The sequence below is a fragment of the Bradyrhizobium arachidis genome, from assembly GCF_024758505.1.
GTDB lineage: Bacteria > Pseudomonadota > Alphaproteobacteria > Rhizobiales > Xanthobacteraceae > Bradyrhizobium > Bradyrhizobium manausense_C.
This window is the reverse complement of record NZ_CP077970.1, coordinates 1,300,912-1,313,957: the sequence shown is the minus strand read 5'-3', so window position 1 is coordinate 1,313,957 and position 13,046 is coordinate 1,300,912. Positions and strand designations below refer to the sequence as shown.

Below are 13,046 nucleotides of genomic sequence, written 5' to 3'. Positions count from 1 at the left end.
CTGGCAAGAGCCGTCGGGCAAACGCCTACTTTGTCAATAGCATGGACGATGTCACCGGCAAGCCACTGTGACTTTGCGGCTTTCTTGGTCGGCGATGCTACGCAGTTCGCGGTTTGCGGATTCGCCACGATCTCGTGCGGAACGCCTTCCTCCACGATTACGCCACCGCCCATGAAGATAGCGCGATCGGCAACCTCACGAGCGAAGCTCATTTCGTGAGTGACCACCAACATCGTCATGCCTCCGGTGGCCAGTTCGCGCATACGCGGAGCACCTCGCCCACAAGCTCGGGATCGAGAGCCGGCGTCGCGTCGTCAAAAGCATAACAGCTGGGCGCATCGCGAGAGGCGCGCGATGGCCACGCGCTGCTGCCCGCCGGAGAGACGGGCCGGATATTGGGCGCTCTCCCTCGATTCCGACTACGCGCTGGCCATGTTTGAACTCGGTGGCGCCTATTGGAATAGCGGCGATTTCAAACAGGCGTCACAGGTGTGGAAGGACGCTATAGCCTGCTTCTCTGACCACGAACTTGCCGCCAGGATTAGACGTGATTTTGCACGGTTGCTCTGAGTGGTGGCCGACGCAGAATTAACGCTTATTCCGCGCTCACGGCTGGATCCATCCTCTCGATGCCCTTTTCGAAAGAACTGAAGTGCGTTGCCGCGCATCATCAGGTCAATCAGATGACGGGTGTCCTCAAGCGCGATCCAGCCTTCGGCGACCAATGCGCAACGAACGCGCGGCCGTAAGTTCGCTCAACAGCGACATAGTCGCCGCCGATGGTGAATATCTTGTTGGACGGAACCGCCATCAGAATCTCCTTCAGAAAGCGAACGCGCGCCACCGGATTAATAATCCATGCCCAGCACGCGTCGTTCGCGGCGTTAGGATAATGTTTAGCCAGCGCGATAAACTCGTGCTCGTATGGTGGTAGCCGATATGCATTAGGACGAATCGGATTTTCGGCTGCTGCCTCGCAGTAGAGGGTGTCGCGCGCGAGACCAACGAGCCGAACAGCCGCGCGACGTTCTCCCGCGCCCGCTGCTGGGACCAGTCCAATGCCGAGCCCTGGGGGTCAGCATCGATCGGCGTCACGCGCTTTCCGCGCGACGCCCATTCACCGGCGAGATGCAGGGCGAGCGTGGCCTTGCCGACGCGGCCCTTCTGATTGAGCACAGCGACAATCATCGCTTGCCTCGCGTCTTGCGATCGGGAAGCGACAGAGATGGTTGGCTTTGGTGCTTAGTTGGCGGCCCAGCGCGGGCGTCGGTGTTACCCGAAAGGCGCGCGGGCCCACGACAACAGTTAGATGCAGGCCGCTAAACAATTCGAGCGCCAAATTCAAGCTACAGTCGTTGCTGAGCTTGTACGATCTTCGACCACAGACGCGCGGCTTGTTTTACACTCACCATCTTTTGTCGCATCGGCGACATCGCAATCGGAAAAGACGCGAGGAACGCGCATCGCGCCTGCTGGCATAGATTCTGCAGACAAAGCTGGCGTAGAAGCTCCGCGACAACGCGGGCCGTGGAGCTTCGTTGCAGATAGCGCGCGCATGTTGTTTGCTCGTGAGGTGGTATGCGATCTGGAGTTCTTGTTTGCGGCGCGGCAACAGTTGCGCTTCTCGCATGTGGCGCTGCTAGTTCGGCGGATCTCAATGCGGCGATGAAGGTCTCAGCGCAACGCTGGAGCTGGACGGGAGGATACATTGGCGTGCACGGTGGCGGTGGCTACGGCCGGACATCCTTCAGAGCCCCCTACGGCCCTTCGATCTACGGCGACATCGTCAGTACCCCTGTGTTCCTGGCCGGAGGCCAGATCGGCTACAATTGGCAAACGAATGGCTGGGTTTTCGGCGCTGAACTAGACGGGAGCCATGCTGTCTCTGATGGGACAAACAGCTGCCTTGCCTTCTCAGCCATCGCTGTGATTGCCACCTGCAAGGCAAGTCCAAACGCCTTTGTCACAGGTGCCACCCGTGTCGGTTACAGCTTCGGCTCGCGGGGACAAACGCTGGGCTATGTCAAAGCAGGCGTGGCTTGGCATAACAATCGGGGCGACATCGCCAACAACAACGAATTCGGGGGACGCGTAACTGGGTTTCCGCAGGAACGCGGTTCGACTTCGGTCGTTTTGGTCGGACTGTCGGAGCCGGCCCCCTCGGGCCAAAACCGCTTATGGAATTTCCAGTTTCTCTTTCTTGGCCCGTGGCAGAAATTCGCCGAGCTGGTCTCAATGAATCCGCGCTCCGCCCACACGCGGGCTGTCTCATTGACACCAACGTCATGAGCGCTGCCTTCAGCGGCATCCACTGTGCGGGCGGCTGGCGCAACTTTTTTGCTACCAACCCTTGTTCCCGAAAAACCCTGTCCTATTTCAGCTGCGCTGGCACTCGCGGGCCTCGATTGCTAGCAATTCAGGACCGTCTACTCGTGCAAATACTTAGGAGGACTGCATGAATTTCCGTCCACTTCACGACCGCGTCGTTGTCAAGCGCGTCGACGCCGAAGAGAAGTCCGCTGGCGGCATTATCATTCCAGACACAGCCAAGGAAAAGCCCTCGCAGGGTGAAATCATCGCCGTCGGCCCGGGCGGCCGTGACGAGGCTGGCAAGTTGATCCCGATCGACGTGAAGGTCGGCGACCGCGTGCTGTTCGGCAAGTGGTCGGGCACCGAGGTCAAGGTCGACGGCCAGGAGCTGTTGATCATGAAGGAGAGCGACATCATGGGCGTTCTCACCGACGTGTCTTCGAGCAAGAAGGCCGCCTAATTCCATCGCTCGCATCGCTCACCCCTGAGGAGCGCCTGCCGGGCGCCTCGCCAAGGGTGAGATGAGACCAAGACAACTCAGGGAAACCAATATGTCAGCCAAAGAAGTCAAATTAGGCGTCGATGCCCGCGACCGCATGCTGCGCGGCGTCGAGATCCTTGCCAGCGCTGTGAAGGTCACGCTCGGTCCGAAGGGCCGCAACGTCGTCCTCGACAAGTCGTTCGGCGCGCCTCGCATCACCAAGGACGGCGTTGCCGTCGCCAAGGAGATCGAACTCGAGGACAAGTTCGAGAACATGGGCGCGCAGATGGTGCGGGAAGTGGCGTCGAAGGCGGCGGATGCTGCCGGCGACGGTACCACCACCGCGACCGTGCTCGCCGCCGCGATCGTGCGTGAAGGCGCCAAATCGGTTGCCGCCGGCATGAACCCGATGGACCTGAAGCGCGGTATCGACCTCGCCGTCGATGCCGTTGTCGCCGATCTGGAAAAGAACACCAAGAAGGTCACCTCGAATGAGGAGATCGCCCAGGTCGGCACCATCTCCGCCAATGGCGATGCCGAAGTCGGCAAGTTCCTCGCCGATGCCATGAAGAAGGTCGGCAACGAGGGCGTCATCACGGTTGAAGAAGCCAAGTCGCTCGAGACCGAGCTCGATGTCGTCGAGGGCATGCAGTTCGACCGCGGCTACATCTCGCCCTACTTCGTCACCAATGCCGACAAGATGCGCGCGGAAATGGACGATGCCTACATCCTCATCAACGAGAAGAAGCTCTCCTCGTTGAACGAGCTGTTGCCGCTGCTCGAGGCCGTGGTGCAGTCCGGCAAGCCGCTCGTCATCGTCGCCGAAGACGTCGAAGGCGAGGCGCTCGCGACCCTCGTCGTCAACCGTCTGCGCGGCGGCCTGAAGGTCGCGGCGGTGAAGGCTCCGGGCTTCGGCGATCGCCGCAAGGCCATGCTGCAGGACATCGCGATTCTGACCGGCGGCCAGGCGATCTCGGAAGATCTCGGCATCAAGCTCGAGAACGTCACGCTCAACATGCTCGGTCGCGCCAAGAAGGTGATGATCGACAAGGAGAACACCACGATCGTCAACGGTGCCGGCAAGAAGGCCGACATCGAGGCGCGCGTTGCCCAGATCAAGGCGCAGATCGAGGAAACCACCTCGGACTACGACCGTGAGAAGCTCCAGGAGCGTCTCGCCAAGCTCGCAGGCGGCGTCGCGGTGATCCGCGTCGGCGGCGCGACCGAGGTCGAGGTCAAGGAGCGCAAGGATCGCGTTGATGACGCGATGCATGCGACCCGCGCAGCCGTCGAGGAGGGCATTCTGCCGGGCGGCGGCGTCGCCCTGCTCCGCGCCACCGAAGCGCTCAAGGGCCTGCGCACGAAGAACGACGACCAGAAGACCGGAGTCGAGATCGTGCGCAAGGCGCTGTCCGCGCCTGCCCGCCAGATCGCGATCAACGCCGGTGAAGACGGCTCCGTGATCGTCGGCAAGATCCTCGAGAAGGATCAGTATGCCTACGGCTTCGACTCGCAGAACGGCGAGTACGGCAACCTCGTCACAAAGGGCATCATCGACCCGACCAAGGTCGTGCGTACCGCGATCCAGAACGCCTCCTCCGTGGCGGCGCTGCTGATCACCACCGAAGCCATGGTCGCCGAGCTGCCGAAGAAGGCCGCTGCCGCCCCCGCGATGCCTCCTGGCGGCATGGGTGGTATGGGTGGCATGGACTTCTGATTCTGCCGCCTTCACGCGAACCGCAAAATGCGGAAAACCCCGGCAGCAATGCCGGGGTTTTCTTTGCTCGCTCCTTCCCTTGCTCTGCGTCGCTTCTATCGTTTGAGCTATTTTAGCCAAGATCGTTTCCCGCACCTCGCGGGCTGCAAGAACAGTGACCTTCGGTTCCGCGCAGCTACAGCACCGTTCACTACAAATCCACGAGGCCGGCGAACAACGATCCGATCAAAATGAAAATTTAAGCGTGAAGCCGTTACTGAGGAGGCATCCTCTCTGGAGGGACTGCTGTATTTTTTCGACGCGCCTACTCTATCGCACCACGGCCGGCCAGGAGATCCTTTGCAGGCAAGCGCGTGACCCCCGATATATTCCGGACGTGCGAGCTGTGGCTCGTTTGCACTAGGCGCCGATCTGGAAGGCCGCTAGAGATCATCGTGAGCGAGGGGGCGATGAGCGACGTAGGATATCAGGTGTATTCGAAAAACGGCAACGGTGCCATCGTGGTCGTCGCCTCCTCCGCAAAGCAGGCTCTCGCCAAGGCCAATGAGCTCGCCGAATCTGGGAACCAGGTCCTAATCAAGGACCTTGCCGGCAGGGTTCTCGACGCGGCAGTGATCGTTGAACTCGCCGCGCGCGAATAGATTTAGCGTCGGGACGACCTACAGCGATCGACATTCCGCGGTTTTCTGCCTCAACGCGTCGCGCAAAGCCTCTAGTCAGAATTCCGGCCGATTGCGCGATCGATGCGTTGGCGCATAGCGGGATCGATATCTTTGGCGCCGAGCAATTTTGGCGACGGCGTCTCCTGCACTTGAAGAGCAGGTCTATCCCAGCTGGCGCAGCCTCCGAGCCCCAGAATAGCGAGGAGAGCCAAGCAGGAGAGCGGACAAAATGAACGCAAGTGCGTTGGGACTGTTTTCCGACGTGAATTCATGCGGCCCTTCTCAAATCGACTGCTAAGCCGGTGAGTCGGCTGTCGCCAGCATGTTGCGAAGTTGCTCCGAGGGAGCCTTGTCCTTCGCAGCTGTCAGTGTGATCGATCCAACGGGCTGGATTGTGAAGTCCGAGGCAAGGTCCTGATAGGATAGAACAGCAAGGTCGATCCCATTGCGGGTGAGAAAACCACGGACAAAGCGTCGTACATCCATCGAAGCAAGGATAACGGGTTGCGTCTGCCCTGGACTTCTGTTCGAATTGATCTGACGCATCTTTGACAGCAGCGCTTCGCTTTGTCCCTCGGTCAAAACCAGGTAGGGTCCTTTGGCAGTATCGCGCACCGCGCTGCGCACGATCTCCTCAGTTTGACGTTCGATGATAAAGACGGGCACGACGCGGTGTGCGTTGGCATAGCGGTAGCAGATCTGCCGCTTCAAACCGGAGCGAACATATTCCGTGAGCAAGACGGCGTTTTGTTCTCGTCCACTCCATTCGGCCAATGCTTCCAAAACCAGCCGGGTATTTCGGATCGGAATTCCCTCGTCCAAAAGGCGCCGCAGGACATCGGCGACCTTAGGAATCGGGGTCGTACGTAAAACCTCCTTCACCAGATCGGAATACTCCGCCTCCATTCGGGCCAGCAATTGGCGCGTCTCCTGGATACCCACCAGGCACTGTGCATAGCGGGTCAATGCCGCATGCACGCGCAAAGCCAGAATTTCAACGGGACGGCGGTGCCCGATGCCGGCTGCCTTGAGAGCCGGTGCATTGCTTTGTTCGATCCAGATTTTGTCCGTCTCCGGGTCATGCCGGAACGGGATGCCGCTGAGTTCAATGTTGGCCAAATCATCATTGAGCGCGAGCTGCGTTGGATCAACTAAATCCTGGTCGACCGGCACGCCCTCGACATCCACCCTGAACTGTGACGCTGGCAAACGCTCGTCGACCTCGACGGGGATGCGCGGAATCGTGATGCCCAGATCAGCTGAGACCAATCCCGAAACGCGCGCAATGTGCTGTTGCAATTCGTCTTTGTCGATCGACTGTATCAGACTTGGTGCGAGGAATAACGCGATTGGAAGTGCCTCCGCAGGCACGGTTTGCTTGGGAGGCTGAGCGGTGGCCGGGCTAGAGACATCAGCGCTCTTCTTGGCGCTGTGGACCATACCGTCGGCAAAGCTCGCGGCCACAAAGACCGCGGCGAGAACGAGGAAGACGGGGAGCGGGAAACCTGGAATGGCCCCCATTACAACCAAGACGCCGGCAGCCAATCGCAATGCGTGAGGATTGGCCGTGAGCTGGTTGACGATATCGGTACCAAGATTGAGCTTGGCAACCCCATTGACGCGAGTGATGATCGTTCCGGCTGTAATCGATAGCAGGAGCGAGGGAATCTGTGAAATGAGCGCATCACCTATCGTCAGCAGGGTATACTGTTGGAGCGCTTCCCCGAAAGTCATGCCCTTGGAGAGCAGGCCAATGGTGACCCCACCCAGCATATTGATGCAGATAACCACCAACCCTGCGATGGCATCGCCCTTCACGAATTTCATGGCGCCGTCCATGGCCCCATAAAGCTGGCTTTCTTTCTCTAATGTCGCGCGCCGGTTACGGGCCTCGTTCTGATCGATATGGCCATTGCGCAGCTCCGCGTCGATCCCCATCTGCTTGCCGGGCAGAGCATCGAGCGTGAAGCGGGCCGCCACCTCCGCCACCCGTTCAGCGCCCTTGGCGACGACGATGAATTGCACCATGGTCACGACCAAGAATATGACAATGCCGACGACGATATTTCCCGATATGACGAAGTCACCGAACGTGTGAATGATGCTGCCAGCATCCCCCTCGGCCAAGATTAATCGCGTCGTCGAGATGGTGAGCGCCAGACGGAATACTGTCGAGATCAGAATGACGCTCGGCAAGGACGAGAACTCAAGCGGCGTGCTGATATAGAGCGCAACCATCAACAGCAGTATGGCGAAGCCCAGATTGAAGCCAATGAGCGTATCGATCGCTACTATCGGAATCGGCATGATCATCATGCTGATCGTCAGAAGCAGCATCAACGCAACCATCAAATCGGAGTTGGCCGACGCGCGCACAATGATGTCACGCAGGACGTTGGTCATGGAGTCCTTCTGATTGTTGGTCGTTAAGAACCGTGCCGGCACGCAGCGAAACATAGTTTTGGAAAACCGCGCGCGCCTCGTCCATGCGGCCGGCCTGCCGCAAGGCATGGCTACGTAAAAGCATCAAAGGGATGCGCGAAGACGGATCGTCATCTAGCGTGTCAAGTCTATCCAGGATCGGCAGTGCTTCATCGCCGAGGCCCTCCGAGATGAGGGCGTAGGCGAGAATCCGTAGCAGATCGACGTCTCGGGAATTGTTGCGGACGATGAGCCGCAAGAGAGCTACGGATTGTGCTCGCTGCCCGCATGCAAGATGAAGATAGGAAAGGGCGCAGAGCAAATCGCGCTCCTGCCCGGAACTCAGCGAGACGTTACCGGCTTTCGAAACCTCTGTTGTCGACTGCACTCCATCGGAGTTGACCATGGCTAGGCTTCGATCAAGCTGTTCCGATTCTGCCGGAGCAGGATCAGCCACTGCAGTGCCTGCTGCAGGACGACGATACCTTCGCGGGCCACCGAATCCGCAGACGGGGCCGCGAGCTTAGAGGCGAGACGTTCCAGGAGAATACCGTACGGCTCTGCCCGCAGCATGTCCGGATTGCGCAGCCGTGGCGTGACGAAGGCGAAGAGATCATGCGCAATATCGCGCCCATGAAGCGACGCCAGACCTGCGCGTGAGTCGACCTCATTAATGCGGCTGCGCATCTTGTTGAGACCGGCGCGCCCGACTGCATCAATGTCTTTGGCCTCCAACACGGCTTCGATCGCTGCATCCAGCGACAAATATGACGCGTTCAGTTCCCGCCGAGCCGACGCGTGATCCTTCTCGCCGTTTGCACGAGGACTGTCGATCTCAGCCTTGTTGAGTTGGCGAATGGTTGGCTCGATGCCCGGCGCATGATGGGGCTCATCGAGTCTCTGCGAAGCAGTGCCAGGCCTGACATCGTGGCGGGACAGCTTTGACATGACGCTCTCCTAGTTTCCTTCCGAAGCTTTCGAACATCTAGTAGGCGAGGGCAGCAAAACGGCCATTCCGACTTAGCAGCACACGCCCCTCCTCAATTCGATCAACCGACCATCCGTCAGCCAACAGAGCACCGACGAAATATTTCTGTCCACCGATAAGCAGATAGGGCTGCTCTCCCCGCCAAACGGCCTCGAGAGGGATTGCGGATGGCTGCTTATCCTCCTTGACCAGCACGCCGTTTACCAGCGTTAGCGCGCCATTTGTATGACCATCGAACCGTTGTTGGAGCTCCTGCCACTTCGCAAGGGTTGCAGGTGTGACGGTTCCCTCAGCACTGACAAAGCCTGGCCCAGAACCGACCCTGATATCGAGCAGGCCCGCCTTAACAACTTCCTGTTTCAACAGCTCGGCTGCGTCTTGGGCATGCCGATCATTCGGCCGAACGATACGCAGCTTGGGTGCAAGCTCGGCGGCAGGCGGCGCATTGGCGCTCTGTACACCCGCGCTGACCTTGAAGAAAACGGTCGAGAAAGCGCCGATCGCTACAACCCCGATCAACACGATGGCCAGCGCCGAGATCGAAGCGCGCGATAGGCCGACCGAACTGTCGACGACCGCATTCTGCATCGACCAGCGAATAGACATCGCGCCCGCGTGAACGACGACGGGAAGGGAATGAACAACGCGTTCGCCTGCGGCAACCTGCCCCTCGCCCGCCGAAGTGCTTATGGCTGCAAGGGCCTCGATCTCGATCGAGTTGCCAACGAGGGTGACACGAAGGTGATGCGGCTCAAGCTCTTGTTCGACGAAGATCATATCTGCGTCGAAGCCACTGCCGATAAGACTGGCTCGGCCAGCTGCTTTTCCGCTTAGACCAGCATAAAGTCCCGATAGCACCTCGAAATGGAAGGAGGCGGCCTCATTCACGGATAATCCCCACGAACCAAGAGGAGCGGGGGCAGGCGATTGCCGCACCACTCACTTCCAAGCCGCACTAGTGTGACCTCGCCGCCACGACGGAAAAAAGCGGAGCAAGGACTGCCCCGCTTTTCCAACGCTAGCCGTTGACACGCTCGCTCGCCGCCTTCCTCTCGCTCGAGAGCTCGGTCGACAATGAACGCAGCCGTATGTCTTGCATCATGGCTTGCTGGTTAACAGCCTTCAGCTCTGCGATGAGCGCCTCGAAAGTGGCGGCACCACCAACCTTCTCGGCCACAGTCCCAGCGCCCGATGCCCCCGTAGCCGCCTTGCTACCATTATTCGACTTATCGGCCGCGTCCTTGGACTTGTCGCCCGCGGACTTATTCTCAGCCTTGCTTTCATCGACGCCATGATCAGCACCATGAGAGCCAGAACCAACTTTGTTGACCATATCGTTTCACCTTCCGCTTGTATCTGCCGCCATCCATGGCGACTCTCCTCCTGACGTCGAACTATTCGGCGTCAGGCATCCTCTTCTGTTTCAGTCACGGCTTCGTGAAGATTCGCCATGTTTCGTTCCATCATTTGGATCGTAACCAACCCAACAACCGAACCAAACGCTGATTCTAATTCTTGACGCTGATCTGCAGATTGAGGACCGTCGCTCGCCAAATTGGTGCGAGACACGCCTTCGATTGCGCCGGACATCTGGTGCTTCCCACTTCAGTTCCGAAAAAGGTGGCATCGCCGACGAGCGATCCACATTGCTTAGCTAGTGGCATTAGCTGTCGAGAAGCTGACGAGTCCGAGAAGGAACCCGGCGACAAATATCGGCGCTGAAATGAGAGCCCGAGAGCGCCGCCCCACGCCGGATCTGCCAGCGCGCGCGAGTTTTCAATGGCCGCGAGACCTAAGCCCCACAACATCTTCGGTGCCCCCAGATAGTCCTGGCGCCCGATCCATCATACGTTAGCGCACTCGTGATCCGACGTTCGATCGTGGCGGCGGAGCGCAGACCCCGTCACGAGCTGTCAGAAATTTCGCCGACGGGGCGGTAGCGATATTGTTCCGCAACTCACGACGAGGCTATTCGCGATGGCTGATCGGAAGGTCCCATACTTCAACAGACCGCGTCGGAACAGCGTCATGTTCGCGCCTGCGCGGAATCAGATGACATTGCGCACCACGTACGTCCCTCTCGGGGAAATCAAGGAGGGCGCCGCTGGCTCAACAAGAACCTTCTGAAATTCGTCAGCTTCTCGAAAGCTCGCTGCTCTATGAGAGCGTTGATCTCAAGACGCCGATGCCGTCTCTATCCGCCCTGGGAATGAACTCCAATGCAACTCAACAACTTCTCGCAACCCGCCACTTCGAATCACACTCAGTTTCTTGTTCCGGGAGCTTCGTCGCGGCAAAGCGATGCTTCGCTCTTCGAGGCAGCGGTGTCCCTTTATTCGCCGCAAGACAAATCCGAAGATCCCTCCACGCCAGCGGATCTGCGGCAGTCAAAATTGCAGATGGCGCAGGACTCGACGGACGAACTGCCGGAGCATCTGAAGGCGACAATTAAGGCATTGGACAAGGCATTTGAGCAGGAAAAGGCATCCGAGCAGGAAAAGGTATCCGAGCAGGATGAGTCCCCCAACTCGCCTGCCGAGGAATCAGCGCCGGCTGCGCCTCCTCCTCCACCTGATGTGCCGGCCGAGCCGGTGCCAAGCTCGAGGATCACGTGGAACGGCGGCACGCTTACCGATGCCGAGCTGCAGATCGTGGCCGTGCTGAACCGGCACAAGGATCAATGCCCGCTCAGTTGGGATTCGCTGGCCGATAAGGCCAACGATCCTTCGACGCCACCGGATCTGAAGGAGGCGATCAACAAATTGCGACAGGACCCGGAGCTCTTCTATGCGATCGGCTCTCAAGGCGACGGCCGCTGCGGGGGCAAGATCAAGGCGAAGGATCTATCCGAGTTCTCCGCCAGTCACTCACAGGTGGCTAATTTCCAGGAGCAGCAGGCGCACAGCTACGAGCAGAACTACATTCCATCCGATGGTACCGGAAATGGACAACCGTCGGTCATGACCTTGAATGATGCATTGCGCGAGCTCTACCGGTATTCCGACCACCTGCCCAAGTCTCTGAGTCTGGACGATTTCAAGCAGATCGTCGACGGCAAGGCCAAAACGGGCAAGTGTCCGGCCCAGGTGATCGCGGCGGCACAATACTTCCTCGACCACGCGGACGCCTGGAAGGGGTTGTACGGCGGTGCGATTGATAAAGTCCGCAAAGAGGACTTTCTGCAAGTCGCTTCATCATCCATGAATCTCACGCAGAGCGAGCTCGACACGCTCGGCACGATTAGCAAGAATCAGTCCGCATTTTTCGGGAACGGTGACCTGACACGAGACAAGCTGGCGCGCATGGCCGAAGACGAGAGTCTCGATCCGAGCGTACGCCAAGCAGCATCACAGCTGCTCTCGGACCCGCTGTTGTTTGGTTTGCTGAACAATTCGATTACGGGCTACAAGACCCACCACAAATTCCTGGACTTCGGCGGCGGGCATACGGTCGATTCCGGTAATATCAGCAACAAGGATTTCACACACTTCTACGGCAACATGTCAGCTGCGAACCGTACCGTTCAGCAGGTGAAGACCCATGCCCCCACGACCGACGCCGATCAGGCCGCTGTCGCGGACATGATGATAGGGGTTGCCGACCAACCCGATATCAAGTCTGCGAAGAAGAATGGCGGAGCCCTCATGCATGTGGTCGATGACGTGCTCAAAGTGGGCTCGAAGGTGCTTGACGTGGCGGCCACGGCAGTCGGCTTACTCGGCTTCATTCCGGTCCTGGGCGAAGTGGCCGATGCCATATCGATGGGGCTCGAGCTCGAGTCGCAAGCAGCGAACATTCTGCACACGGCCATTACCGGAGGCAATATAAAGAAGGCGCTGGCAGAAGCTGGCATCAATATCGCGGCGCAGGCCCTTGGCTGTATCTCTGGGCCCGAGGTCAAATTGGCGATACGCGAGGGTCTCGCAAAGACGGTGCTGGAAGAGGCTGCGACGAGGGGGATCGATATGACAATCTCGGAGGCGCAATCCTATGCGGACAACTATTTGAACGACCTGAAGGAAAGGCTTGAGACCGAGCCCACGCAAGTCGCAGATGTTCCGAGCAAGGACGCCACCACGCCGTCGTCTCAGAATGTGGTCTAAGGCCGGTTGCGCTGGCGTCTCCGGCTTGGAGTCTATTCTTTCAATGACGCCGTCGCGCAAACTTTGCCGCCACATTCAAACGCGCAACGGCGAGGACCTCGCGGATTAGACGCCGCCTCTCCACCGCGAAGCCGTCCCTTGATAAGCGACGTAGAGGAGTGCGCGCGCCGCAACGCGCACTCTTAAGCAAGCGAGTGAATTACTGACGCTGACGCAATCTGCATGCAGATTCCGATCGCCTTCCTTTGCGTCTGGCCGAGACTGCGAGCAGGGCCGTGTGGTGCTATGCCATTGCAGGTCGTTGCTGATCGTTGCTTGACGCCGCTTGCGCGATCGAGCGCATGGATCGGCTCATCTCGTTAGG

General features: G+C 59.0%; 13 protein-coding genes and 1 pseudogene. 5 read left to right on the top strand and 9 right to left on the bottom strand.

All coding sequences use genetic code 11. From position 1 onward, the window contains the following. Positions 1-110: 110 nt before the first annotated feature. The 3 genes and pseudogenes from KUF59_RS05985 to KUF59_RS05975 form a co-directional block, all read right to left on the bottom strand. Positions 111-398 (bottom strand): annotated as a pseudogene (locus KUF59_RS05985) (ATP-binding cassette domain-containing protein); the annotation flags it as partial. A gap of 281 nt (positions 399-679) precedes the next feature. Then, on the bottom strand, positions 680-811 hold the full coding sequence (locus tag KUF59_RS05980; RefSeq protein WP_258768730.1) for a hypothetical protein: 132 nt from the start codon (positions 809-811) through the stop codon (positions 680-682). Between the two features lie 11 nt (positions 812-822). Beyond that, positions 823-1,188, bottom strand: a complete 366-nt coding sequence (locus KUF59_RS05975) for a ParA family protein (protein ID WP_258768729.1) — start codon at positions 1,186-1,188, stop codon at positions 823-825. A 477-nt stretch (positions 1,189-1,665) separates the two neighbouring features. Here KUF59_RS05975 and KUF59_RS05970 point away from each other — a divergent pair, with 477 nt between their 5' ends. The 4 genes from KUF59_RS05970 (at position 1,666) to KUF59_RS05955 (ending at position 5,149) form a co-directional block, all read left to right on the top strand. Continuing rightward, entirely contained in the window at positions 1,666-2,289 is a 624-nt protein-coding gene (locus KUF59_RS05970; RefSeq protein WP_258768728.1) for an outer membrane protein, read from the top strand. 166 nt (positions 2,290-2,455) lie between these two features. Beyond that, positions 2,456-2,770 (top strand): co-chaperone GroES, encoded by a 315-nt coding sequence (locus tag KUF59_RS05965; protein WP_258768727.1) that lies wholly within the window; start codon positions 2,456-2,458, stop codon positions 2,768-2,770. 91 nt (positions 2,771-2,861) lie between these two features. Next, positions 2,862-4,508, top strand: coding sequence for a chaperonin GroEL (groL, locus tag KUF59_RS05960; protein WP_258768726.1), 1,647 nt, complete (start codon positions 2,862-2,864; stop codon positions 4,506-4,508). 434 nt (positions 4,509-4,942) lie between these two features. After that, positions 4,943-5,149, top strand: coding sequence for a hypothetical protein (locus KUF59_RS05955; protein ID WP_258768724.1), 207 nt, complete (start codon positions 4,943-4,945; stop codon positions 5,147-5,149). Between the two features lie 315 nt (positions 5,150-5,464). Here KUF59_RS05955 and sctV read toward each other — a convergent pair whose 3' ends face one another. The 6 genes from sctV to KUF59_RS05925 form a co-directional block, all read right to left on the bottom strand. Beyond that, positions 5,465-7,573, bottom strand: a complete 2,109-nt coding sequence (sctV, locus tag KUF59_RS05950; protein WP_258768722.1) for a type III secretion system export apparatus subunit SctV — start codon at positions 7,571-7,573, stop codon at positions 5,465-5,467. Further along, positions 7,554-7,997, bottom strand: a complete 444-nt coding sequence (gene sctY, locus KUF59_RS05945) for a type III secretion apparatus assembly chaperone SctY (RefSeq protein ID WP_258768716.1) — start codon at positions 7,995-7,997, stop codon at positions 7,554-7,556. Before sctY ends, sctV begins: the two co-directional genes overlap by 20 nt. A 2-nt stretch (positions 7,998-7,999) precedes the next feature. Then, positions 8,000-8,539 (bottom strand): hypothetical protein, encoded by a 540-nt coding sequence (locus KUF59_RS05940; protein WP_258768715.1) that lies wholly within the window; start codon positions 8,537-8,539, stop codon positions 8,000-8,002. Between the two features lie 37 nt (positions 8,540-8,576). Then, positions 8,577-9,467 carry an FHA domain-containing protein gene (locus tag KUF59_RS05935; protein ID WP_258768714.1) on the bottom strand — a complete coding sequence of 297 codons (891 nt, stop codon included), beginning with the start codon at positions 9,465-9,467 and terminating at the stop codon, positions 8,577-8,579. Positions 9,468-9,597: 130 nt separating this feature from the next. Further along, a complete protein-coding gene (locus KUF59_RS05930) occupies positions 9,598-9,912 on the bottom strand; it encodes a hypothetical protein (RefSeq protein WP_258768711.1) in 315 nt (104 codons plus the stop codon). A 71-nt stretch (positions 9,913-9,983) separates the two neighbouring features. Further along, positions 9,984-10,169 carry a hypothetical protein gene (locus tag KUF59_RS05925; protein WP_258768710.1) on the bottom strand — a complete coding sequence of 62 codons (186 nt, stop codon included), beginning with the start codon at positions 10,167-10,169 and terminating at the stop codon, positions 9,984-9,986. Between the two features lie 629 nt (positions 10,170-10,798). On the opposite strand from KUF59_RS05925, the gene KUF59_RS05920 reads away from it, so the two are divergent. Beyond that, on the top strand, positions 10,799-12,682 hold the full coding sequence (locus KUF59_RS05920; RefSeq protein ID WP_258768709.1) for an HrpF/NolX family T3SS translocon protein: 1,884 nt from the start codon (positions 10,799-10,801) through the stop codon (positions 12,680-12,682). Positions 12,683-13,046 lie beyond the last annotated feature (364 nt).

Excerpts from the sequence above, each read along its gene's own strand:
- KUF59_RS05925 (WP_258768710.1), bottom strand. The coding sequence starts at position 10,169 with ATGTCCGGCGCAATCGAAGGCGTGTCTCGCACCAATTTGGCGAGCGAC.
- KUF59_RS05975 (WP_258768729.1), bottom strand. The coding sequence starts at position 1,188 with ATGATTGTCGCTGTGCTCAATCAGAAGGGCCGCGTCGGCAAGGCCACG.
- KUF59_RS05970 (WP_258768728.1), top strand. The coding sequence starts at position 1,666 with ATGAAGGTCTCAGCGCAACGCTGGAGCTGGACGGGAGGATACATTGGC.
- KUF59_RS05965 (WP_258768727.1), top strand. The coding sequence starts at position 2,456 with ATGAATTTCCGTCCACTTCACGACCGCGTCGTTGTCAAGCGCGTCGAC.
- KUF59_RS05940 (WP_258768715.1), bottom strand. The coding sequence starts at position 8,539 with ATGTCAAAGCTGTCCCGCCACGATGTCAGGCCTGGCACTGCTTCGCAG.
- sctV (WP_258768722.1), bottom strand. The coding sequence starts at position 7,573 with ATGACCAACGTCCTGCGTGACATCATTGTGCGCGCGTCGGCCAACTCC.
- KUF59_RS05980 (WP_258768730.1), bottom strand. The coding sequence starts at position 811 with ATGGCGGTTCCGTCCAACAAGATATTCACCATCGGCGGCGACTATGTC.
- groL (WP_258768726.1), top strand. The coding sequence starts at position 2,862 with ATGTCAGCCAAAGAAGTCAAATTAGGCGTCGATGCCCGCGACCGCATG.
- sctY (WP_258768716.1), bottom strand. The coding sequence starts at position 7,997 with ATGGTCAACTCCGATGGAGTGCAGTCGACAACAGAGGTTTCGAAAGCC.
- KUF59_RS05920 (WP_258768709.1), top strand. The coding sequence starts at position 10,799 with ATGCAACTCAACAACTTCTCGCAACCCGCCACTTCGAATCACACTCAG.
- KUF59_RS05930 (WP_258768711.1), bottom strand. The coding sequence starts at position 9,912 with ATGGTCAACAAAGTTGGTTCTGGCTCTCATGGTGCTGATCATGGCGTC.